The 23,006-nt window shown below is 30.4% G+C and carries 25 protein-coding genes; 12 read left to right on the top strand and 13 right to left on the bottom strand.

Annotation, left to right across the window (positions count from 1 at the left end; all coding sequences use genetic code 11):
* Positions 1-113: 113 nt before the first annotated feature.
* From nifH to METOK_RS05685, 9 genes are all read left to right on the top strand, one after another.
* Positions 114-965, top strand: coding sequence for a nitrogenase iron protein (nifH, locus tag METOK_RS05725; RefSeq protein ID WP_013867273.1), 852 nt, complete (start codon positions 114-116; stop codon positions 963-965).
* Positions 966-1,064: 99 nt separating this feature from the next.
* Complete coding sequence (locus tag METOK_RS05720; protein ID WP_013867272.1) at positions 1,065-1,382, top strand: P-II family nitrogen regulator; 318 nt, start codon at positions 1,065-1,067, stop codon at positions 1,380-1,382.
* A gap of 36 nt (positions 1,383-1,418) precedes the next feature.
* The gene (locus METOK_RS05715; RefSeq protein WP_048057910.1) at positions 1,419-1,805 is read left to right on the top strand and encodes a P-II family nitrogen regulator; all 387 of its coding nucleotides are present in this window, start codon (positions 1,419-1,421) and stop codon (positions 1,803-1,805) included.
* Between the two features lie 72 nt (positions 1,806-1,877).
* Positions 1,878-3,308: a nitrogenase component I subunit alpha gene (locus METOK_RS05710; RefSeq protein ID WP_013867270.1), complete on the top strand. Its 1,431-nt coding sequence runs from the start codon at positions 1,878-1,880 to the stop codon at positions 3,306-3,308.
* Positions 3,305-4,717, top strand: a complete 1,413-nt coding sequence (locus METOK_RS05705; protein WP_013867269.1) for a nitrogenase component 1 — start codon at positions 3,305-3,307, stop codon at positions 4,715-4,717. Before METOK_RS05710 ends, METOK_RS05705 begins: the two co-directional genes overlap by 4 nt.
* Before the next feature lie 33 nt (positions 4,718-4,750).
* A complete protein-coding gene (locus METOK_RS05700; protein WP_013867268.1) occupies positions 4,751-5,068 on the top strand; it encodes a hypothetical protein in 318 nt (105 codons plus the stop codon).
* Positions 5,069-5,273: 205 nt separating this feature from the next.
* Positions 5,274-6,617 (top strand): nitrogenase component 1, encoded by a 1,344-nt coding sequence (locus METOK_RS05695; protein ID WP_013867267.1) that lies wholly within the window; start codon positions 5,274-5,276, stop codon positions 6,615-6,617.
* A gap of 130 nt (positions 6,618-6,747) precedes the next feature.
* A complete protein-coding gene (locus tag METOK_RS05690; RefSeq protein ID WP_013867266.1) occupies positions 6,748-8,076 on the top strand; it encodes a nitrogenase component 1 in 1,329 nt (442 codons plus the stop codon).
* Between the two features lie 41 nt (positions 8,077-8,117).
* Positions 8,118-8,426, top strand: a complete 309-nt coding sequence (locus tag METOK_RS05685; RefSeq protein WP_013867265.1) for a hypothetical protein — start codon at positions 8,118-8,120, stop codon at positions 8,424-8,426.
* Positions 8,427-8,525: 99 nt separating this feature from the next.
* Here METOK_RS05685 and METOK_RS05680 read toward each other — a convergent pair whose 3' ends face one another.
* On the bottom strand, positions 8,526-9,008 hold the full coding sequence (locus tag METOK_RS05680; RefSeq protein WP_013867264.1) for a DUF2124 family protein: 483 nt from the start codon (positions 9,006-9,008) through the stop codon (positions 8,526-8,528).
* A 239-nt stretch (positions 9,009-9,247) separates the two neighbouring features.
* Between METOK_RS05680 and METOK_RS05675 the strand changes: the two genes are divergently transcribed.
* Positions 9,248-9,799 carry a methanogenesis marker 17 protein gene (locus METOK_RS05675; protein WP_013867263.1) on the top strand — a complete coding sequence of 184 codons (552 nt, stop codon included), beginning with the start codon at positions 9,248-9,250 and terminating at the stop codon, positions 9,797-9,799.
* Between the two features lie 23 nt (positions 9,800-9,822).
* Here METOK_RS05675 and METOK_RS05670 read toward each other — a convergent pair whose 3' ends face one another.
* The 3 genes from METOK_RS05670 to METOK_RS05660 form a co-directional block, all read right to left on the bottom strand.
* On the bottom strand, positions 9,823-10,095 hold the full coding sequence (locus tag METOK_RS05670) for an ACT domain-containing protein (RefSeq protein WP_013867262.1): 273 nt from the start codon (positions 10,093-10,095) through the stop codon (positions 9,823-9,825).
* Positions 10,096-10,144: 49 nt separating this feature from the next.
* The gene (locus tag METOK_RS05665; protein ID WP_013867261.1) at positions 10,145-11,044 is read right to left on the bottom strand and encodes a radical SAM protein; all 900 of its coding nucleotides are present in this window, start codon (positions 11,042-11,044) and stop codon (positions 10,145-10,147) included.
* A 175-nt stretch (positions 11,045-11,219) separates the two neighbouring features.
* Positions 11,220-12,470: a peptidase U32 family protein gene (locus METOK_RS05660; protein ID WP_013867260.1), complete on the bottom strand. Its 1,251-nt coding sequence runs from the start codon at positions 12,468-12,470 to the stop codon at positions 11,220-11,222.
* A gap of 406 nt (positions 12,471-12,876) precedes the next feature.
* Between METOK_RS05660 and METOK_RS05655 the strand changes: the two genes are divergently transcribed.
* Positions 12,877-13,338, top strand: coding sequence for a winged helix-turn-helix domain-containing protein (locus METOK_RS05655; protein WP_083810069.1), 462 nt, complete (start codon positions 12,877-12,879; stop codon positions 13,336-13,338).
* Between the two features lie 99 nt (positions 13,339-13,437).
* Positions 13,438-14,931: a tetraether lipid synthase Tes gene (gene tes / locus METOK_RS05650; RefSeq protein WP_013867258.1), complete on the top strand. Its 1,494-nt coding sequence runs from the start codon at positions 13,438-13,440 to the stop codon at positions 14,929-14,931.
* An 80-nt stretch (positions 14,932-15,011) separates the two neighbouring features.
* On the opposite strand, the gene METOK_RS05645 is transcribed toward tes, so the two are convergent.
* The 9 genes from METOK_RS05645 to ppk1 all read right to left on the bottom strand — a co-directional run bounded on the left by METOK_RS05645 (position 15,012) and on the right by ppk1 (position 22,943).
* On the bottom strand, positions 15,012-15,224 hold the full coding sequence (locus METOK_RS05645) for a hypothetical protein (protein WP_157198882.1): 213 nt from the start codon (positions 15,222-15,224) through the stop codon (positions 15,012-15,014).
* Positions 15,224-15,499, bottom strand: a complete 276-nt coding sequence (locus METOK_RS05640) for a DUF2226 domain-containing protein (protein ID WP_013867257.1) — start codon at positions 15,497-15,499, stop codon at positions 15,224-15,226. The genes METOK_RS05645 and METOK_RS05640 overlap by 1 nt, the downstream gene beginning before the upstream one ends.
* An 84-nt stretch (positions 15,500-15,583) precedes the next feature.
* A complete protein-coding gene (gene phoU / locus METOK_RS05635) occupies positions 15,584-16,258 on the bottom strand; it encodes a phosphate signaling complex protein PhoU (protein ID WP_013867256.1) in 675 nt (224 codons plus the stop codon).
* A gap of 55 nt (positions 16,259-16,313) precedes the next feature.
* The gene (gene pstB, locus METOK_RS05630) at positions 16,314-17,078 is read right to left on the bottom strand and encodes a phosphate ABC transporter ATP-binding protein PstB (RefSeq protein WP_013867255.1); all 765 of its coding nucleotides are present in this window, start codon (positions 17,076-17,078) and stop codon (positions 16,314-16,316) included.
* 10 nt (positions 17,079-17,088) lie between these two features.
* Entirely contained in the window at positions 17,089-17,970 is an 882-nt protein-coding gene (pstA, locus tag METOK_RS05625; RefSeq protein ID WP_013867254.1) for a phosphate ABC transporter permease PstA, read from the bottom strand.
* Positions 17,957-18,895, bottom strand: a complete 939-nt coding sequence (gene pstC, locus METOK_RS05620; RefSeq protein WP_013867253.1) for a phosphate ABC transporter permease subunit PstC — start codon at positions 18,893-18,895, stop codon at positions 17,957-17,959. The genes pstA and pstC overlap by 14 nt, the downstream gene beginning before the upstream one ends.
* 210 nt (positions 18,896-19,105) lie before the next feature.
* A complete protein-coding gene (gene pstS / locus METOK_RS05615) occupies positions 19,106-20,245 on the bottom strand; it encodes a phosphate ABC transporter substrate-binding protein PstS (RefSeq protein WP_013867252.1) in 1,140 nt (379 codons plus the stop codon).
* Positions 20,246-20,464: 219 nt separating this feature from the next.
* Positions 20,465-20,965 carry a phospholipase D-like domain-containing protein gene (locus METOK_RS08735; protein ID WP_232210871.1) on the bottom strand — a complete coding sequence of 167 codons (501 nt, stop codon included), beginning with the start codon at positions 20,963-20,965 and terminating at the stop codon, positions 20,465-20,467.
* Between the two features lie 25 nt (positions 20,966-20,990).
* Positions 20,991-22,943: a polyphosphate kinase 1 gene (ppk1, locus tag METOK_RS05610; RefSeq protein ID WP_198005230.1), complete on the bottom strand. Its 1,953-nt coding sequence runs from the start codon at positions 22,941-22,943 to the stop codon at positions 20,991-20,993.
* Between the last annotated feature and the right edge of the window lie 63 nt (positions 22,944-23,006).

The following is a 23,006-nucleotide window of genomic DNA, read 5'->3' as shown; positions in this document are numbered from 1 at the left end:
TCTCACAAGGAATAATTGTGAAACAGGAAATATACTTCCTTATTAATACAATAAAATAGGAATTATATTTCCTAAAATAAAATTAGATAAAATAATTCAAAGAGGTGTATTATATGAGTTTTGACGAAATAGCTCCAGATGCAAAAAAAATAGCAATTTATGGAAAAGGAGGTATAGGGAAATCGACAACAACGCAAAATACTGCCGCAGCTATGGCATATTACTTCAATAAAAAAGTGATGATTCATGGATGTGACCCAAAAGCAGATTCAACTAGAATGATTCTTCATGGAAAACCCCAAAAAACCATCATGGATGTTCTTAGAGAAGAGGGAGAAGAAGGAGTAACTCTTGAAAAGGTAAGAAAAGCAGGATTTAAAGATATATTATGTGTAGAAAGTGGTGGTCCAGAACCTGGTGTAGGATGTGCAGGAAGAGGGGTTATTACTGCTGTGGATATGATGAGGGAGCTCGAAGGATATCCAGATGATTTAGATAATCTATTCTTTGATGTCCTTGGGGATGTTGTGTGTGGTGGATTTGCCATGCCACTTAGAGATGGTCTTGCACAGGAGGTATACATCGTTACATCGGGAGAGATGATGGCATTGTATGCTGCAAACAACATTGCAAAAGGTATATTAAAATATGCTGAACAGTCAGGCGTAAGATTGGGTGGGATTATCTGTAATTCAAGAAATGTGGATGGAGAAAAAGAATTGATAGATGAATTTGTTGATAAATTGGGAACAAAATTAGTACATTTCGTTCCAAGAGACAATATTGTCCAAAAGGCTGAATTCAATAAAATGACCGTTGTAGAATTTGACCCAGAATGCAATCAAGCTAATGAATATAAAACACTTGCCAAAAACATTAATGAAAATGACGAACTTGTAATACCTACGCCATTAACAATGGATGAATTGGAAGGATTAGTATTAAAATATGGATTACTTGATTAAGATAATAAAAAATATTATTAACTTATTTGATTTTTAGCCAATAACGCCTAATCCATAATTAATCGATATTAATAAATAATAAACTTAAAAGGTGAAATAATGAAGTTATTAAAGGCCATTGTTAGACCTGAAAAAGTAGATGATGTAGTAGATGCTCTTGAAGAAGCCGGATATCCTGCTTTCACAAAATTAAATACCGTAGGAAGAGGAAAACAGGGAGGATTACAGGTTGGAGAAATATACTATGATGAATTACCCAAAACTCTTCTATTACTTGCCATAGATGATGACGAGGTAGATGAAGTCGTAGGGGTTATTAAAGCCTCCGCATTTACAGGAAATTTTGGAGACGGAAAAATATTCATTCAGCCATTAGAAGAAGCCTATACCATTAGAACTGGGGAAAAAGGAATTTAAAATTATTTAAATTATGATTATAAATTGGGTGAAATTGTGAAAGAAATAATGGCAATAGTAAGACCAAATCTCGTGAAGAAAACCACCGATGCCCTTTCCAGTGTTGGATTTCCCGCCATGACTATGACAGAATGCTTTGGTAGGGGAAAACAGAAAGGATATTTTGCAGCTAATATGCCCGATGTTGTGGATATGGAGAAGGTAATAAAGGAAGGAAAGGAAATGGGATTGTATTTAAAATATATTCCTAAAAGGTTGATTTCCATAGTTGTTGAAGATGCCGATGTCCCCCTTGTTGTGGGAGTTATTATGAAAATAAACAGAACTGGAAAACATGGGGATGGAAAAATATTTGTTCTTCCAACAGAAGAAACTATAAGGATTAGAACAGGAGAAACCGGAGATATAGCAATAGGAAATTAAAATAAATTAAAATAAAGTGATAAAATATTAATTTAATGGATTATAAAAAATAGCTATTAAATAGGTGAAATAATGCCTTATATACTACTGGATTGTGATAAACCAATCCCTGAAAGAATGAAACATACCTATGTGTATGACCCAGAAGAAAAGATAATCCCAGCATGTAATATAAATACAGTTCCAGGAGATATGACGGAAAGAGGCTGTGCATATGCAGGAGCTCGTGGTGTGGTTGGGGGTCCTATTAAGGACGTAATCCATATGATACATGGGCCTGTTGGCTGTGCATTTTACGCATGGGGAACACGAAGAAATCTATCTGATAATGAATTACATAGAAGATATTGTTGGACTACGGATATGCAAGAATCAGATATTGTTTATGGTGGGGAAAAAACCCTTGAAAAAACATGTATTGAAGCCTTTGATGAATTTCCACAGGCAAATGGTATGATAGTATATACCAACTGTCCTACGGCACTTATTGGAGATAACATAGATGCAGTAGCCGATAAAGTTGAAGAATACGTAAAAAAGCCAATATTTCCAATGAACTGTCCTGGATTTGCTGGAGTATCTCAATCAAAAGGTCACCATGTATTCAATACCATGTTTTACAGATGGTTAAAAAAGAAGAGAGAAGAATATCCTGAAAAATGTTTAAAAGAAGAAGAAAAAACCCCTTATGATGTTGCATTAATTGGGGATTACAACATGGATTGGGATGTTGCAGTAATTAACGATTTATTCAAAAGAATTGGAGTAAATAATGTTGTTACATTTACAGGAAATGCCTCAATAAATGATTTATTTAAACTGCCAGATGTAAAATTAAATGTTGTTCATTGCCAGAGGTCTGCTGAATATATAGCGCACATGATTAAAGATGGATTTGAAATACCATTTGTAAGGGTTTCATTCTTTGGAATTAAACAAACCACCGAAGCTCTATACAATATAGCTGAAAAATTGGGAATACCTAAGGAAAGAGTAGATAAGGTAATAGAAAAAGAATTATCTGCAATAAAAGAAGAGTTGGATTTCTACAAGTCAAAACTTGAAGGTAAAAAATGTATGGTCTATGTAGGAGGTCCAAGAACTTGGCACTGGGTTAGAGCCATGAAAGAGCTCGGAATTGATTATGTGGTGGGATGTTGTACATTCTCACATGATGATGACTATGAAAAACTAAATTCAAACCTCAAAAAAGCTGGTATAAAAGATGCCCTCATAATAGATGCTCCAAATGAGCCAGAATTGGAAGAAGCGGCAAAAATGTATAAACCTGACTTTATGCTCGTAGGGTTAAAAGAAAGGTATCTATTCAGAAAATTCGGAATTCCAACAATAAATTCACACAGTTATGAAGAAGGACCTTATGCAGGATTTAGAGGATTTGTGAATTTTGCAAGAGATATTTACAAGGCTGTTTGTCATCCTGTTTGGAATGTAATTCAGGAAAAAGAGGATAAATTTGAAGAATACAAGGTGAAACAATGAATGATGCTGCTGATGCTGGTGGTAATATAACATATGTTAAAAAGAAGAGAAAAGGAACCATAAACCCCAACAAGATATGCCAACCTATTGGAGCAATGTGGGCAACAGTTGGAGTTTGTGGAGCCATTCCATTTATTCAAGGTGGTCAAGGTTGCACGACTTATGCAAGATATCAGTTTGCAAGGCATTTTAGAGAACCTGTGCCTATTGCATCTGCATCATTCCACGAACATGCTGCTGTTTATGGAGGTATGAAAAACTTAGTTGATGGGGTAACAAATCTTGTATCAAGATATAACCCAGATGTAATATCTGTAATTACAACATGTTCATCAGAAACCATTGGAGATGACATAGAGTCATTTATCAGAGCAGCAAAGAAAAATATTGCAAAAAAACTTGGAGAAGAAAAGGCAAAATTGCCTATAATTCCTATCCATTGCCCATCGTATGTAGGAAGCCATGCCACTGGATATGATAATGCCTCAAAGGCATTTTTAATGTATTTTGCTAAAAAAAATCCAGAAGTAGAACCTAAAAAAATAAATATAATTCCAGGATTCGGAACAAATCCCGGGGATATACTGGAAATAAAAAGGATGCTTAAAATTATGGGTTTAAAAGAAGGGGAAGATTTCTCCATATTATTTGATATTAGTGAGAATCTATATAAGCCTTTAAGATACCCCCTTGAAGAAATACCTTATAAGCCTACTGCTGGAACCAAAATTGAAGAATTTGTAGATGCTGGAAATGCCAAGGCAACATTTGCATTCTGTCAGTCCGCAGGTGGAGCCGGAGCTCTACTATTAAAAAGGAAATTTAAAATACCTGACTTCTACGGTGTGCCCATTGGAATCAAAAATACCGACGATTTCATTATAAATGTTGCAAAAATTACGGGCAAGGGCATACCTGATGAACTATTAGATGAAAGAGGTAAATTATTGGATGCTATTGCCGATACTATTCATTATACAATGGATAAAAAGGTAGGTATATTTGGAGACCCTGACCAGGTAATTGCCATTACAAGATTCTGCTGTGAAATCGGCATGAAACCTGTTGTAGTTAATACCCAAACACCTTCAAAAATTTATAAAAAAGAAATGGAAAAAATTGCAAAAGAATATGGCATAAATATAGAAGTGCAGTTCTCAGACCTTTGGGACTTTGAAAAATCTGTAAAAGAAAAAGATGTAGATTTACTTATTGGACATCCAAGGGGTGGGGCTCTAATAGCAAGGGATATGGGAATTGGACTTGTTAGGACAGGTTTTCCAATTTATGACAGAGTAGGATATGCAAGATGGCCAATAATGGGATATATGGGAAGTTTGAGATTCTTTGACGATATAGTAAATACAATATTGGACACGAAAATCCCATGGGATGAAAAACAGCAATAATAGCACAGGGAATTAAGGATAAAGGTGGTAAAGATGTCTGAGGTGAAGATTGTGAGAACAGGATATTATGATAAATATGGGAAAAAATCAGAAGAGGACGAATTTACATATATCACCTTCAATATAGGTAAAGAAGGTAAGCCAAACAGTGGAGACTTGTTTGTTCAAATTACCAATATTAAAGGTGTTCCTATACTGGTTGCAAAATATGTTGCCGATGAATTCGGTGGTAGTTTTGAAAGACCTGATGATATAATTACATTGGATGAGCTCAAAAAATATGGATTATCCGAAGATATTATCTCTGAATTAAAAGAAATATGTATCTCAAAAGGTATTAATTGGGTTTAATATCTTATTTAATTAAGTTAATTACCTATTATTATTTATTATTATCACTTATTACTTACTACATTTTATTTATTTTTTTAAAAGAGGAATATTACAAAAATAAAATTAATAAAATAAAAAAATCAAAAAATAGCTTGAAAATCAAAATTTAAAAATTATTTAAAATTATAATTTTAAAATATAAAACTACACTTGGGTGAATAATATGGATACAAAGGTATTGAATCAGATAGGTGGAAGAAAAGATAGAATAAACCATTGTATTGTTAAGTGCAATGACCGTACCGTCATACCAGCATGTGAAGAACCTACACAACCCGGGGATTTTTCAGAGAGGTCATGCACATTTCATGGTTCAAGGATTATCATAAACAGTCATATCAAAAATGTAATCCATATTATTCACTCTCATGTAGGTTGTGCATATTATTCGTGGGATTATAGGCCATCCACATATTCATATTGCTTTACAACAGATATGAAAGAAGAGGATATAATATTCGGTGGTGAAAAAAAATTATATGATGCAATAATAAAAACTGCCACTGAATTCAAACCTGATGCCATTTTTGTCTATGAAACCTGCCTTCCTGCATTAATTGGGGATAATGTAGATGATGCAGTAAAAAAGGCTAATGAAGAGCTGAAAAAATTGAAACTAAACATACCAATACTTGCCTTTGAATGTGCAGGATTTAAAGGAAAAACCCAAAATAGGGGACATATGATAGCAAATAAAAAACTCTTTGAATTGGTGGCTACAAAGGAATTAAAAAATCCTTCACCCTATGATGTAAATATTATAGGAGATTTCAGTGTAAAAAGCTCCAATGCAATAGAAGATATGCTAAGTAAAATGGGAATAAGAGTATTATGCTCATTTACTGGAAATGCCACAATTGATAAAATAAGAGTGATGGATAATGCGAAATTGAATATTGTTCATTGTATGAAGAGCTCTATACAATTTGCTAAAATGATGGAAAATGTATATGAAGTTCCGTATATTGTCTCCAATTTCTTTGGTGTGAAAAACTGCTGTAATGAGTTAGAAACCATTGGGAAAATACTTGGTATCGATGAAGAAAAAATAAATGAAACAAAAAATTACTATCTAAAAAAGAACGAGGAAAAATTGAAGTTCTATAAAAAGGAGTTAAGAGGTAAAAAGGTATTTTTATGCCACGGAGCTCAGAGAGTTCTTAACTATATAGGTCCAATAATGGATGAACTTGGTATGGAAGTTGTAGGCGTTGCCACATACTTTGCAAATAAAACCAACTATGAAGAAATTATAAAAAAACTTCCAAATGGTGCCATAATATTAGACAATCCAAATACCTATGAACTGGAAAATGCACTTATGGAATGCAGACCAGATGTGTTTATATCAGATAGTAAAACCAAGGAGTTGGTTCATAAAATGGGTATCCCCTACATAAATGGTAGAGCTCCGAGCACGGTTTATGTAGGATTTGACGGATTTGTAAATTTCGCAGAAGATGTATATGGGACTATAAATTCTAAAATATGGAAGTTAATAAGATAAAAATTAAAAAATAGCCATTAAAGAAAATAAAATTAAAAAATAAGTTAATAAATTAATAAAAATAATTATATTAAAAATAAAAACGGAAAAAGGGGGTGAGAATATCCTAAAAACCAACGAAAATATAATAATGGATAAATATAACCATAAAATAATTACAGAGGGTAATAAAAAATCACTTACAATAAATCCCCCATACATGAATCAATTGATAGGAGCGGTATTTGCATCTATTGGGATATATAAATGTGTTCCACTTGTGCATGGTTCATTGGGATGTGCAAACTATGTAAAGCATATCCTTGTGGAACATTTTAAAGAACCTCTTGATATAGCCACTACGGGATTTTATGAGTCAAATGCCATACATGGTGGTATATCCAACTTAAATACTGCCATTGAAAATATTGAAATTAGTAAAAATCCTGAATTGATAGTGGTATTAACAACGGGACTCATAGAAACCATTGGAGAAGATGTTAAATCAGAAATCAGAAAGAATTATCCAAATAAAAACATTGTTGCAGTAAATACACCATCATATATTGGGACACATATTGATGGATACAACAATGCAGTAAAAAGTATTATTGAAGGTATTTTAGAAAAAAACAAAGATATAATATATAAAACTTCTAAAACTGCTAAAAATGAAATAATTAATGTAATTCCCGGTATTGTAAATCCGGGAGATGTGCATGAGCTCGAACATATATTCAAAACTTTAAATATTAAATACAATTTATTGACAGATATAAAGGCATTGGATAGGCCATTAATACTGCCAAAGGAAGAATATCCAAAGTGCAATACAACAGTAGATAATATTAAAAACGCTATAAATTCAAAAGCCACCATATCCTTTGGAATAGAAGGCGTAGATGGAGGAAAATATTTAAAAAAGTTTGGTGTAGCTTCATATAATCTAAAATATCCAATAGGCGTAAAAAATACAGATGATTTTATAAAAATTTTATCAGAAATATTTAGCACAGAAATACCTGATGAATTATGGGAAGATAGGGGATATGCATTGGATGCCATGGTAGATACAAATCATATCATTAGAAATAAAAAGGTTGCCATATATGGAGACCCTGATAAAGTTATAGGTCTTGTGGATTTTGCTCATGAAATGGGAATGGATGTTGTAGCTGTGCTTCCAAATACTAAAACTAAATATTTCGCAAAAGAGATAAAAAGAAGCAATACTGCAAATAATAAAAACACAGCAATAATTGATGGTGATTTATATGAGCTCCAAAATTTCTTAAAATCTCATACTGTTGATTTATTGATAGGGGATTATAGGGGAAAATATGTGGTTGATATCTTAGATATTCCATTATTAAGAGTAGGATTCCCTGTAATAGATAGATATGGCCATACTAAAAAGCCTATGATAGGATACAATGGTGCTATGAATATAGCAAATGATATTGCAAATATATTATCATAAAATATAAATATATATTATAGATATATAAAAAAGGTGATATTATGTGTTATGGTGAGGTTGGAATTATTAAAGGATTTGTTTATAAATGTGATGTTAAGATTCCATTGGTAGAGCTCGGTGAAAATATTTTAGAGATGGCATTACCTTTAACAGATGATGTAAAGATAGGGGATAAAATTATGGTGTATAACTCCTATAAATTTGATTATGAATTCAAACCTATTGAGATAAATATTAGTGATAGCATGAAATCACTAAAAACTAAAATTAAAACCAAATTAAATATTTTATATTTAAAAAAGACATTAATTCATTTATTCAAACTCTCTAAATATTACCATTATTATTAATCTAAATTTTTATTTTTTTAATTTATTTTTTATATTTTAAGTTATTATTATTATTTTTTATATTTTTTTTAATATTTTTTATTTTATATATCTTTTTCATTAATCTTTAATTTCCTTGCAATATACATTCAATTTAATATAACCGTCAATCAAATAATCAAAATCGATTTCCTTATCCCATCCAGCATTTTTAAAGATGCCCATAAAACAAATACCAACAATCTTTTTAGGTGAAAGTTTTTGTATGAGCTCCTTAATCATACATATATCTGTGCCATATTTTGGCATTGCTAAACCACCAAATAATACCACTGCATCTATATCCCTTAAATCTCCAAAATCTTCCATTTGCATACCAATATCTTTAATAATAAGTTTTTTAGTGTTATTTAAATCTCCACCTGGGATAAAATAACATTCTTTATTTCTTACTGCATATCCAAACAATTCTGCAAAGGGCTGACAAACCCCAATAGAACCAACAAATGCCACACTTTTTATGTTGTTATTTTCTACTAAACTCCTAAATTCCCTTAACATAGGACTAAGTCCATTTTCCTCTTTTAATAATGTTAATACCATAATATCACCGATTTTTTTATTTTTTTATTTCTTCTAAATATTTTATCTTTTTATTGATTTTTATTTTAGTAAATATTTTATATTTAAGAGCGATATAATAATTATAATTAAATTACTAAATCTAATTATATATTTAATAATATTTATTTATTGATATTTTTATTAATTTATTCATTACAACATAGGGAACTTTTAAATATTTTAATTAAATAATAATATATAAAACATAGAGGGATATTATGGCTAAGATATATGTAGATTGCAAAGATAAGGCTGGAAAAGAGATATATGATAAAATTATCCAGACATCTCTTGAAGATACAATACTTGGAAAATCGTTAATTGAAGTAAAAATGATTTGTAGGGAAGATGAACCATTTTTTGTTATCGGAGCTCTTCCAAAATCTACATCAAAACCTATAAAAATGAGGGATATTGTCTCCATAGAAGAAACAAAAAAAGAGAATGGAAAAACCATAACAAAACTAAAAATAGAGGATGAAACTTACGCCCCACAGTTGCTAAAAAAAATAAATATTATAGACCAACCTTCACGATTCGAAATAATTACCGACTCTCCAATAGACATGGATGAAGTAATACACGATGCAAAAGATGATTTTATATTAAAGCTCCTTGATTTTATGAATAGAGTATTTCCCGAAGGCATGAGGATTAGAAAAACCTTTTATGGAAAAAGTATAGTTATGATAGCATCCGAAAAACCATTTACAGAAGAATGGATTAAAAAAGCCTTGGAATTAAAAGAAGAGTTAGAAAAAAATAATTAAAATAAAAAATAAAATAAAAATAATTAAATTCTATGCATGTATTTGAATATATCTTCGTGCTGAATTATTACCTTAACACCAATTTCATTTCCAATTTTTTCCAATTTTTGTTCTAAGACCTCAAAACTCTCCTTTGATTCTGAAATATCTACAAGCATAATCATCGTAAATAATCCATCCATAATAGATTGCCTTATGTCCAAAATATTTACATTGCTTTCTGCTAATGCATTTGCTATTTTTGCTACAATTCCTGTTCTATCCTTTCCAGTAACTGTTATAACTGCTCTTTCCATATTAATACCACCAAATAATTAATTAATATTATTAAATTTTATTTTTTAATCAATGTGAAAAATGTTTTAAATCATATATATTTAACTCTTTCCCTTCACCACCAAGATGCTTTTCCTCAGATAATAATCCTACTGCATCTGCCCTACATTGCCTACATGCTCTAAACTGAGGCAAATACTCCTCGCATTCATCCCTAACTCTGCTAATTTCTTCACATGTAGGCCTTCTTAGATTTTCCATTTTATACATTGGTATAAGCGGTATAATATTTTGAAGATAGGCTGTATCTTTAAATGTTTTTGCAATTTCAACAATATGCTCCATATTTATCTCAGGTATAAGCACGGTATTTATTTTTATAACTAAACCTAAATCATACGCCTTTTTAACACCTTCAATCTGATTTTTAATTAATATTTTTGCTCCTTCTTCACCTTTATGAACTTTTCCTTCATAATAAACCCAATCTACAATATCTTTAAGTATTTCAGGCTTAACTGCATTAACAGTTACAGTTAAGGTTTTTACATTTAAATCTGCAAGTTTTTTTGCATATTTTGGAAGTAAAAGACCATTTGTTGATAAACATTTTATTAAATCAGGGAATTTCTCATTAACTATTTCCAATGTCTCAAATGTTTCTTTATTGAATAAACTATCCCCGGGACCTGCTATACCTACAACTTTTAAATTTGGCATCTTTTTTATTAAATCTCTTAAATATTCCTCAACCTCTTCTGGTTTCATTATATGATGAGCCACCCCAGGTCTATTTTCACAGCATGACTCCTCCCCAATACTTCTTCTGCAAAATCTACATGCTATATTACATTTTGGTGCTACTGGTAAATGCACTCGTCCTATTTTATCGTGTAATTTCTCATTATAACAGGGATGAACCTTTGTAACATGTGCAAATTTGGACATTTTTATTTCTTTATTCATCATGGTATCACGAAAATTTTATTTATTTTATTCATTTTTTATTTTTTATATATTTATTTATTTTATTATATCGATAATATTAATAATATATAATAATGCAATATTATACTATAACCCATAATAATATAAAAAAGTTCTTAATAATTAAAAGCAGATATATAATACTATAAAATAGTTATTAAATTGACTTAATTAACTTAAAAACTTTATCATTTTCCCTTACAATATTATTTAATTTTACCCCAATATTATCTCCTTTTTTTCCAATATTTACGACTTTGTGGTTTATTTGCATAGATTCTATTTTTTCCTCCACACATCCCGTTTTATTGCCTATAATCAATATATCATCTCCTACATTTAAATCGTTTATAAGTTTTATCTCTGCAACTCCAACTTTTTTATAGAAATTAACAACAGTTCCAATTTCAACCTTTTTATATGGTGAAGCATTGCCCTCTATATCATACTGGAAATCGTGATTATTGGTTAAATCCCTAAAATAAAACCCTGTATCATATTCTCGGTTATAGACCTTTTGGAGCTCCTTCTTAAAGTATGGAATTTTTTCATTATATGTTCCATCAATTACAGCATCAATAGCTTCTCGATAGGTTTTAACGGTTCTCATTACATAATCTGCATTTTTTGCCCTACCTTCTATTTTAAAACTATCCAATACCTCCATGAGCTCAGGTATATACTCAATCATGCATAAGTCCTTTGGAGATAAAAGGTATTTTCCTTCACAAATTATCTCATTGGTGCCATCAGCATGTTCATTTATTAATTTCCACTTTCTTCTGCATGGTTGAAGGCAGTCCCCACAATTTGCGTTTCTGTTGAATAGGTAGGAGCTTAAAAAACATCTTCCACTTATGGCTACACACAGAGCTCCATGTATAAATCCTTCGAGCTCTAAATTATGGTAGCATTTATTACTTTTTTCATTACTTTTATTTTTTAAATCATTTTTTAAATTGTTTCTAATATCTTTTATTTGGTTTAAAGTCAATTCTCTCGATAAAATTATCCTTTTTGCAAATTTTGAATAAAATTTAGCAGTTAATGAATTTGTAATATTTGTTTGAACACTTGCATGTATTCTAAGACCATAATCTTTTGCAACAGTCATAGCTCCCAAATCACTTACTATTACTGCATCAACTTCTGAGCTATTGGCAAAATCGAAAATATCATTCAATTTTTTTAAATCATCTTCATAAATAATGCTATTTGTGCATAGATATAATTTTTTGTTATTGTCATGTGCAAATTTTATTCCTTCCTTTAATTCATCTCTATTAAAATTTTTAGCTGTAAATCTCATATTTAGTTCTTTTAAACCGCAATAAACTGCATCTGCACCATAATTAATAGCAGTTTTTAAACATATTAAATCTCGTGCAGGTGCAAGCAATTCAACCATATTCTCACCAATTACTTATTACTTATTTTAATATTTTATCTTATAAAATAATTAGAAATAATTATGTAAATACTCCTATTTTTAAAATACATTTAATATAATTAATATTATATCATAACCTATTTATACTATAAAAATTAAATTATGACCTAATAATAAGGACATAATATGTGTTTAGATGCATCTAAATATATTACTATAATTACATACATTTATATATTTATAACGAGGTGTTAATATGTGTAAGGATACTAATATCAATAACCATGAAAATAATAATAACAGCAATAATAACGACGATGATAACAGTAATAAATCAGAACATCTTGATACGGATAAGATTGATACAGAAAGTGAAGAAATAAAATTAAATAATAATAAAAGTAATAATGATGAAATAAAAGAAATGGTGGAAAATGTTAAAATTAAGGAAAAGGATAAATCAATAGTAATAAAAAAAACCATTGAAAATATAGATAAATCGTTAATAGATAATTTATCAAACCTTTTATCAAGTGAGGTAAAGGCTAAGATATATATCTACCTTAGAAAATATGGAAAAAGCACGGTGGATGAAATAGCCCATGGAACTGGGATATACCCTTCCACAGTTAGGGAAGTAATTTTGGATATGTATAAAAACGGTATAGTATGCAGGGAAAAATTGGATAAGGAAGGGTTGGGTAAAAAACCTTATATATATTCAGCAGTATCTCCATCGGAGCTCGTAAAAAAATTATCAAAAGGACTTCAAAATAAATTAAACGAAGTAATAATGATTGATAAAAAAATTAAAAAGAAAGAAATTAAAATACCATTTTTACCTGTTAAGATAGTTATTAATAATGATATTGATGAAGCGAAATAATTAAATATCAAAACTATATGAGAATAAAACATCAGATATTGTTATTTTATATTATCAATATATATAAATTTATTTATACAATCATGTGGAGGGATTATTTTGAAAACCATATCTTTATGTCCTGTATGTTTAAAGAGAATTGAAGCAGATGTATTTGAGGAAGATGGCAAAGTAATAATAGAAAAAGAATGTCCTGAACATGGAAAATTTAGAGATGTTTATTGGAATGACAGCGAAATGTATAAACGATACAATAAATATGAATATATTGGGAATGGGATAAGAAAAGCAAATACTGAGGTTAAAGATGGCTGTCCTTTTGACTGCGGTTTATGTCCAAATCACAAATCCACAACGGTATTGGCAAATTTGGATGTAACAAATAGATGCAATTTAAACTGCCCCATATGTTTTGCAAATGCAAATAGAACTAAAAAGGTATATGAACCATCGGTTGAAGAGATAAAACAGATGATGATTAATTTAAGGAATGAGGATGTGCCATGTCCTGCAATACAGTTTGCCGGTGGAGAACCAACCGTTAGAGAAGATTTGCCAGAACTAATAAAAATGGCTAAGGAGCTCGGGTTTAATCATGTTCAAGTTGCCACCAACGGTATAAAATTAAAAGATATTGAATATATTAAGAAATTAAAGGAAGCTGGATTATCCACAATTTATTTGCAATTCGATGGCTTAACAGAAAGACCTTACTTAATTGCAAGGAATAAAAATCTCCTGCCTTTAAAATTAAAGGTTATAGAAAATTGTAGAAAGGCCAATTTTAACAGTGTTGTTTTGGTTCCAACACTTGTAAAAGGGGTTAATGATGACCAGATGGGGGGTATAATAAGATTTGCCGCTAAAAATAAAGATGTTGTTAGAAATGTAAATGTTCAACCTGTTTCTTTTACTGGAAGAATCGATGAAAACAAAAGATTGGAGCAGAGAATAACCATTCCAGATTTTGTTAAACTTGTTGAAGAACAGACCGATGGAGAAATATTAAAAGATGATTTTTATCCTGTGCCATTTGTGGTGCCAATATCCTTATTTGTCGAGCTCTGGGAAAATAGAGAAGTAATAAAATTGAGTGCTCACCAACACTGCGGAGCTGCAACCTATGTATTTGTAGAAAATGATAAACTTATACCTATAACAAGATTCTTTGATGTTGAAGGTTTTATAGAAGTTCTTAAAGAAATATATGAGAATTATAATGATAAAAATAAACTATCTAGGATAGAAAAAGGAAAAATACTTTTAAAGATTACAAAAGCACTGCCTAGTTTAGTAGATTCTTCAAAAATGCCATCAAATATAAAACTTATGGAAACTTTAATAAAAATATTGAAGGGAGATTATAATGCCCTCTCAAAATTCCATTTTAATACGATTTTAATTGGATGTATGCATTTTATGGACCCATATAATTTTGATGCTAAAAGGATTCAGAGATGCGTCATACATTATGCATTGCCAGACAATAAAATAATACCATTCTGCACATACAATACATTATATAGAAAACAGTTTGAAGACAAATACTCAATACCTATTGAGGAGTGGAGGAAAAGAAAAAATAATGAATAATAAGTAATTAATAATAATAAGATAATGGTAGGTAAAATACCAAATTATATTTATATTTCTAAGTTTTTATTAATATTTATTTACATGTATTTATGGACATAAATGCAACTTTGAATTATAATATATTCTGAATTTTTAGCGGAGCTCTGCTGATTGGAGGTATATAAATAATACTCTGATGGGACATTGTTATTTACTATATTGTTGATGCCTTTTTTGACATGATTTAAACTTATTTTATTTATCATACCAAGGAATTTTTTGCATTTTATTTTTATGGTATAATCAACCATTATTTTATTATATTCCACCCGTTTTCCGTAATTTTTATATCATAATAATATACACCATCCTGTGAAGATAGAAAAAAATCCAATTTACTATATACATCGCTTTTTAAATTATCTTCCAATTCACTATGGTTTTCAAATGCTGATTTTGTTAATGCCGATATTTCATCCTCTGAGGGTGGTCTAATACCCAGTTTATTTAGGAGCTCCTCCCTCGATAAATCAGTAGTATTATCCCCTACATTAATTTTGTCAGTAGCGGATGTGGTATTTTCCATAATATTTCATCCCCTCATTTTTATGGATTTTTATTTATTATTATCACTATATTTCTATTAATAGATAGGGAAAGTAAGATATATTTATTCAAAATGCTTAAAATCAAATTCTTCTTCTTTTATTCTTTCCCCCGTTATCATATATACCACCCTATCTCCAATTGAAGCCACTAAATTACTACTTCGCTCTAAATACTTCCCAACAAATATAATTTCCGTGGCTTTTGTAGTGTTCTTTGGATTTTCTACTATATAACTAATCATTTCCCTGTAAAGCTGGTTATACAATGTATCTATTTTTTTATCTCTATTATAAACATCCCTTGCAAGACTTTCATTTTTAGTTTTAAATGATATCAAAGCGTCCTTTAACATTTTTTCTAAATATTCAAGCATTACATTTAATACCTCATTCTTAATAGGTCCATCGAGTTTTGATTTTAAAGTGATTTTGGCTATTTTTGAAGCATTATCTCCTATTTTTTCCAATTTTGAAATAATTTTAATAACTGTTAATATGGTTCTTAAATCCGATGCAACAGGTTGTTGAAGTGCTATAATAGATACGCATTTTTCTTCGATTTCCATTTCTTTTCTATCTATTATATCGTCGTTTTCTCGGACTTTTTTTGCTAACTCTTTATCGCATGACAAAAATGATTCCACAGCATCCTTTAAAGCATCCATACACAATGTTCCCATATCCATTACATCATTTTCTACTTCTTCTATTTTAGTATATAGTAATTCTCTTGTCATAATACCACCTATTGATATTAACATATTATATTGGTTTTACTTATAATTAAACTAATTAACCAAATCTACCACTTATATAATCCTCAGTTTCTTTTTTGGATGGTTCAAGGAATATTTTTTCTGTTTTGTTGAATTCTATAAGTTTTCCCATCAAGAAAAATCCAGTATAATCCGAAACCCTACTTGCCTGTTGCATGTTGTGTGTAACAACTACTATTGTATAATCCTTAGCTAACTCTGCCATCAAATCTTCAATTTTTAATGTAGATATTGGGTCAAGTGCCGAAGTTGGCTCATCCATCAATATCACATCAGGTTTCACAGCTATTGTTCTTGCAATACACAGTCTCTGCTGCTGACCTCCTGATAACGAAAGGGCATTTTTATTTAGTTCATCTTTAACTTCATCCCATAATGCAGCCTTTTTTAATGACCATTCTACAATTTTATCAAGCGTTTTTTTATCTTTGATACCGTGTATCCTTGGACCAAATGCAATATTGTCATAAATACTCATGGCAAAAGGATTAGGTTTTTGAAAAACCATACCTACTCTTTTTCTTAAATCATAAACATCTACATCATTGTCGTATATATTTTTTCCATCCAACAAAACATCCCCGTTTATTTTAACGGTAGTTATTAAATCGTTCAATCTATTCAAACATCTTAAAAATGTAGATTTACCACAACCACTTGGACCAATCAGTGCTGTGATTTTGTTTTCATGAACTGGAAGATTTATATTAAACAATGCCTGCTTATCTCCATACCATAGGTTTAAATTTTTTGTTTCCATTTTTATATTCGTATTGTCCATGCTATCCCTTTTAAAGTTTTATTTCGTCTTTTAAAGCATATCTTATAGGTACAAATAATGCCAAGAATAAAATAAGCATAACCAGTGCTGCTCCCCAAGCCATTTGATGGTCTTCTATGGAAGGGCTTTGAACCAATGTATATATCAGCAGCGGAATTGCTCCAACAGGTTCCAGAGGATTTGAGGGATAAGATTCATACAATCCACCCGCTGTAAATAGTAGCGGAGCAGTTTCCCCTGAAACCTTAGCCATGCCTATCAATATTCCAGTTAATATCCCTTTTTTAGCCATTTTTGTAATTACTTTAAATATCACCTGAGCTCTGGTGCAACCTAATGCATATCCTCCCTCCTTATATATTCGTGGTATTTCTGCCATAGCTTCTTCGGTATATACTGAAACATAAGGGGTAAGTATAAGTGCCAATGCCAGAGCTCCTGCAATTGCAGAGAAAGAACCCATAGGAACAACCAATATTCCCATGACAAACACACCTACAAGTATCGTTGGAAACTCCAACATGATTTGTAAGAGCATTTTTGTGGTTCTTCCTATAAAACTGTCGGGATATTCATAGCTGTATGCCCCAGCCAAGAAAGCCAATGGCAACCCTATGAGAGTGGCCAATAATGTCAGCATTAAAGTTCCCACTATTGCTGGACCAATTCCCCCTTCACTCAATGTTCCAAATATAAATGTTGAACCGTTTTTTAAGATAATTGGTAATCCTTTTATAATTATTGAGATGATGATGTGAAAAAGTGGGAGTATGGCAATTAATGTTAGAGCTCCCACAGTTATTAAAAATATCTTATCTTTAACCATTCTAATTTTTTTATGGTGGCTACTGGAATTATTGCTATTATTACCATTGGTGTTAGTGGGTGACATTTTCTCTCCACCTCTTCAAATAATAAAGACCTATAATATTGATTATCAAACCTACGACAAATAGAACCAGTCCAGCAGAGAAAAGAACTGATGTCATGTATTTGTATAGTATGGCATTTCCAAACTGATTTGCTATAAGGGAAGATATGGTATATCCTGGGGCAAATAGCTTATAGGTTAGGTTAAAGGAGTTTCCAATAACAAGGGATACTGCAACCGTTTCACCAAGAGCTCTACCAAATGCCAATATAAATCCAGACATTATTGCAGGTTTTACATATTTAATTAAAACCTTTGTAGTTTCATACCTTGTAGCTCCTAATGCCACCAATCCTTCCCTATACACCGATGGAATCATCGCATAAGCCTCCCTTATAATTGCCGAAGCAAATGGAATAACCATAATTCCAAGCAATATCCCCGCTGACAGATAGGAATATCCGGATAACGGTGGATAATTAAACAACGGTATAAATGAAAAATGATTGTATAAGAATTTCATTAAATTATCCCTTAAAAGAGGCACCAATATAAATGCACCCCAAATACCATATATTATTGTAGGTAATCCTGCCATTATATCGGATATAATAATTAAAGGATATTTTAATTGTTTAGGTGCGTAATCATTTACAAATATTGCATAACATATTGACAGTGGAAGGGCTATTATAATTGCAATTGTGGCAGTGTAAATGCTTCCCCAAATTGGTGCCGCTAATCCATAAACTTCATTTATTGGATTTTCTGTGGCTTTCCAGATATTTTGTAAAAACAGATTTATGCCGTATTTTTCAATAGCTGGTAAAGCATTGTAAAAATAAACAGCAAGCATCAACACGAATAAAACAAAAACTATAGCTATTGCAGGTGAAGTTATCAATTTAAAATCATCTATTTTTTTTAAGAGCTCACCAATACCCATGATTTTCAACCTTGATATATTTTGTAATTATAATATATATTAAAAGAAATAAATAATTATCATAAAATAATTACCATGCTTATTATATATATTTTATTTAATATATTTTTAATGAAATTTTTGAAATTTTAAAAACTATAATTCTTTAAAAAAATAAATAAGAAGAAAAATAATAGTAATAATAATTGTTATTTTTTATCCTTAATATTTTTATTCTTTTATACTATTTACAGCATTTAATCCTATATTTGCTACACTTTTAGGTAATCCTACATATCCTGGAGCCCAATGCTCAGGTTTTTGTCCTTCGGTTAATACCCATGTTAAGAAGTCTTTTATAGCTTTTGCCTTTTCTGGACTGTAATGCTTACCATTTTTATTTTCCCAAACCAATATATGAGTGAATGCTACTATTGGATAGGAATCATCTCCTGGTGCATTTAACATCTGTTTTAAATCTTCCTTGTATCCTTCTGTTGGATTTGGTATTTTGGATTTGACACCTGTAACAGCTGCTGGAATTGATTTGCTATCTGGAACTACGAATTTTCCGTTTTTGTTTTTCAATGCTGCAACAGGCAATTTTTCTTCAATTGCATATGATAGTTCGGTATAGGCTATGGAATAAGGTGTATTTTTTAATATGGCTACAACGCCTGGATTACCTTTTCCTGCTGTTCCTCTTCCTTGTTTGTCAGCAGGCCAGTCAACTAATTTTCCAACTAAACTATCAGGCCAGTTTGTGCTTGCAACACTTAAATATGTAGTAAATATCTCAGTGGTTCCACTTGCATCACTTCTGTGGATAACGGTAATTTCTTTATGGGGTAAATTAACACCGGGATTTAATGCCTTTATTTTTGAATTATCCCAGTATTTTATTTTTCCTGAGAAGATATCTGATAATGTATTAGGGTCTAATTTCAATGGTTTATCTCCAAGTTCTGGAATATTGTAAGATACAACAACAGCTCCCACAATTTCAGGGAATTGTAATGGTTGGTCTCCTGTTGCCGTAAATCTATCCCACATACTCTTTTTAACAGGAGGGTCTGACCTTCCTATATCTGTTAAGCCTTTTAAGAATACTTCCTGTCCATGACCGCTTCCGCCACCTTCATATTCAATTTTAACATTTGGATGGGTTTTTTGATAATCTTCTATCCATTTTTGTATCTGATATTTAGGGAATGTAGCACCTGTGGTTCTTAGACTTATGGTTTTTGTAGCAGAGCTCGCAGAGGATTGTTGTTCGGAGGATTGAGAATTGCCTCCTCCAACACATCCGGCTAAACTTACTATTGGGACTATTAAACATATACCCAATACCAATGCCAGTATTTTTTTCACATCATCACCTTATATATGCCAATTATCACTAATAATTCTTGATATATTTTAAATATATTTACGATAATTCCTATACCTTATTATATATATAAAGTTTTCTATTTAGAATTAAAGTTCATATTTTATGAATAAATGCATTAAAGATTTAAAACCATTAAAATAAAATAATAAAAAATAATAAAAAATAAGATAAATAAAAAATTGATATACCTATGTAATTTAAATATTATTTATATCCTTTAATTTTACCCACTTTTCAAAATATTCCTGAGAATTACAGTCTTTTTGTTCAGTTCTTATATAGGTTCCATCGGGTTGCATAATTCTGGCTTTTGTGGTATCTCTTAGTTGGATGTTTAATATTTCTTTAATATACTCTTTTATGGTGTTAGATTCCACGGGAAACATTGTTTCTACCCTTTTATTGAAGTTTCTTGGCATCCAATCGGCACTACTTAAATACAAAATTTCATCACCATTATTTTTAAAGTAAAACACCCTAGCATGTTCAAGGTATTTTCCAACAATACTTCTTACCCTGATATTATCGCTAATTCCTTTAATCCCGGGTTTCAAACAGCATATTCCTCTAACTATCAAGTCTATTTCAACACCTTTTTGAGAAGCACGATAAAGCTCTTTAATTACATCCATATCCACAAGAGAATTCATTTTAGCTATTATCCTACCGTTCGAACCATGGTTAGCCTCATTTCTTATACATTCAATAACCCTTTCCTTTAATTTATGAGGGGATATATATTTTATTTAGTTTGGGATGTTGGAAATAACCAGTAATGGCATTAAATATTTTTTCAACATCCTTACCCAATATTTCATCGGAGCTCATGATACCTAAATCTGAATATACCTTTGCAGTGGTATGATTATAGTTGCCAGTTCCTAAATGAACATATCTTTTTATACCGCCATCTTCTTTTTTTACAACCATAATCATCTTTGCATGTATTTTTAATTTAGGTATTCCATAAACCACATGCACGCCCTCTTCTTCAAGACATTTTGCCCAAGATATATTACTCTCCTCATCAAATCTTGCTTTTAATTCAATTATAGCAGTAACTTCTTTTCCATTTCTAACGGCTTTCTTCAATGCATCTATTATTGGGGAATGCCTCCCAGTTCTATATAGCACTATCTTTATTGCCAATACATCAGGATTTTCAGCAGCATCGTTTAAAAAATCTATAATAGGTTCAAACGAATCATAAGGTAAAAATAATACTAAATCTTTGGATTTTAAGGTAGAAAATATGTCAATATCAAAAATTGATGATAAATAAGGTATATATGGTTTATATTTTAAATTTATATCATCTATACATTCATAAAGTTGCCATAAATCGGTTAAATTTAGCGGAATTTTCATTTTATATATATCCATATCCTCTAAATCATATTCATCCTTTAAAAATTCTTGGAGATATTTATTTCCCCCTTTACCAGAATTTTCATATATTTCCAACCTAACAGCCTTTCCAAATCTTCTTTCTTTTAGACCTTTTTCAATCTCTTCAAGTAAATCATCTGCTTCATCCTCTTGGATTCGAATATCTGCATCCCTTGTAAGTCTAAATGTTATCATCCTTTTTATATCCTGATGTGGAAATAACTTATTTATATGTTCCATTATCAACTCTTCAAGGAGTATAAAGTGCCTTTCACTGTTTTTGCCATTTTTATTGTTATTGTATATCTCTATGAATCTTGGTATATTTTTAGGTATAGGCACAAGTCCAAGTTTTATACCTTCCTCACTGTTTATCTCGATTAATATGTTAAACCCTAAATTTACAACATGCGGAAATGGATGGGTAGCATCTATCCCAAGAGGCGTTAATACTGGCAATATGTATTTTTTAAAGTATTCCTTTGCCTGATGTTTTAAATCATGGTCTATTTCACTAAATTTATGTATGTAAATACCATGATTTCTTAATTGGTCTATAAGGATATTGTATTGTAATTCAGAATATTTAAGCAGTTTTTTTGTTTTTTTATGAATTTCCACCAGCTGTTCATAAGGTGTTAATCCGTCGGGGGATTTTTCCAAAATATTTGCAGATACTCTCTGTTTAAGCCCTGCAACTCTTATCATAAAAAATTCATCTAAATTTGAATTGAATATTGCCAAAAATTTTAATCGTTCCAATAATGGATTTGATTCATCACTCGATTCTTCTAAAACTCTCTTATTAAACTCTAACCAACTTAACTCCCTATTTATATAATAATTAGGATTATTTAAGTTTAGTTGCGATTCAAAATTATTATGTTCGTTATTATAGTAATTATCTTTGTCATATTTATTATTAATATTGTTGTTATTATTTTCATTATAATTATTATTATCGTTATTTTTTGATAGATATTCTATTTTAGCTATTACCTCATGTTTATTGTTTTTGCCATTGGCATTATTATTACTGTTATTGTTATTTTTATTATTTTTTAATTCTTCTTTTTTTACCATGTATTTTCCGATAGTTTTTGATGAATTGCCTTTATTCTCAGTATTTTTCCCCATAGTTTTATCATTATTGTATTTTTCAGAACCTAATCTATTTATGGTGTCATTTGAATTTTTAATATTCTGATTATTTAATCTATTCTTAACATTTTTTACGAGCTCCGATATATCAATCATACTATCATGATTGGAATTATGATTATCCATATAATCCCTCATCTTTTTTTATTCTATTCTTATTCATTATATTGTTCTATTTTACGATTATTA

The organism is Methanothermococcus okinawensis IH1 (assembly GCF_000179575.2).
GTDB lineage: Archaea > AGJL01 > Methanococci > Methanococcales > Methanococcaceae > Methanofervidicoccus > Methanofervidicoccus okinawensis.
The sequence above is the reverse complement of the archived record's forward strand: the minus strand, read 5'-3'. Positions and strand labels throughout refer to the sequence as shown.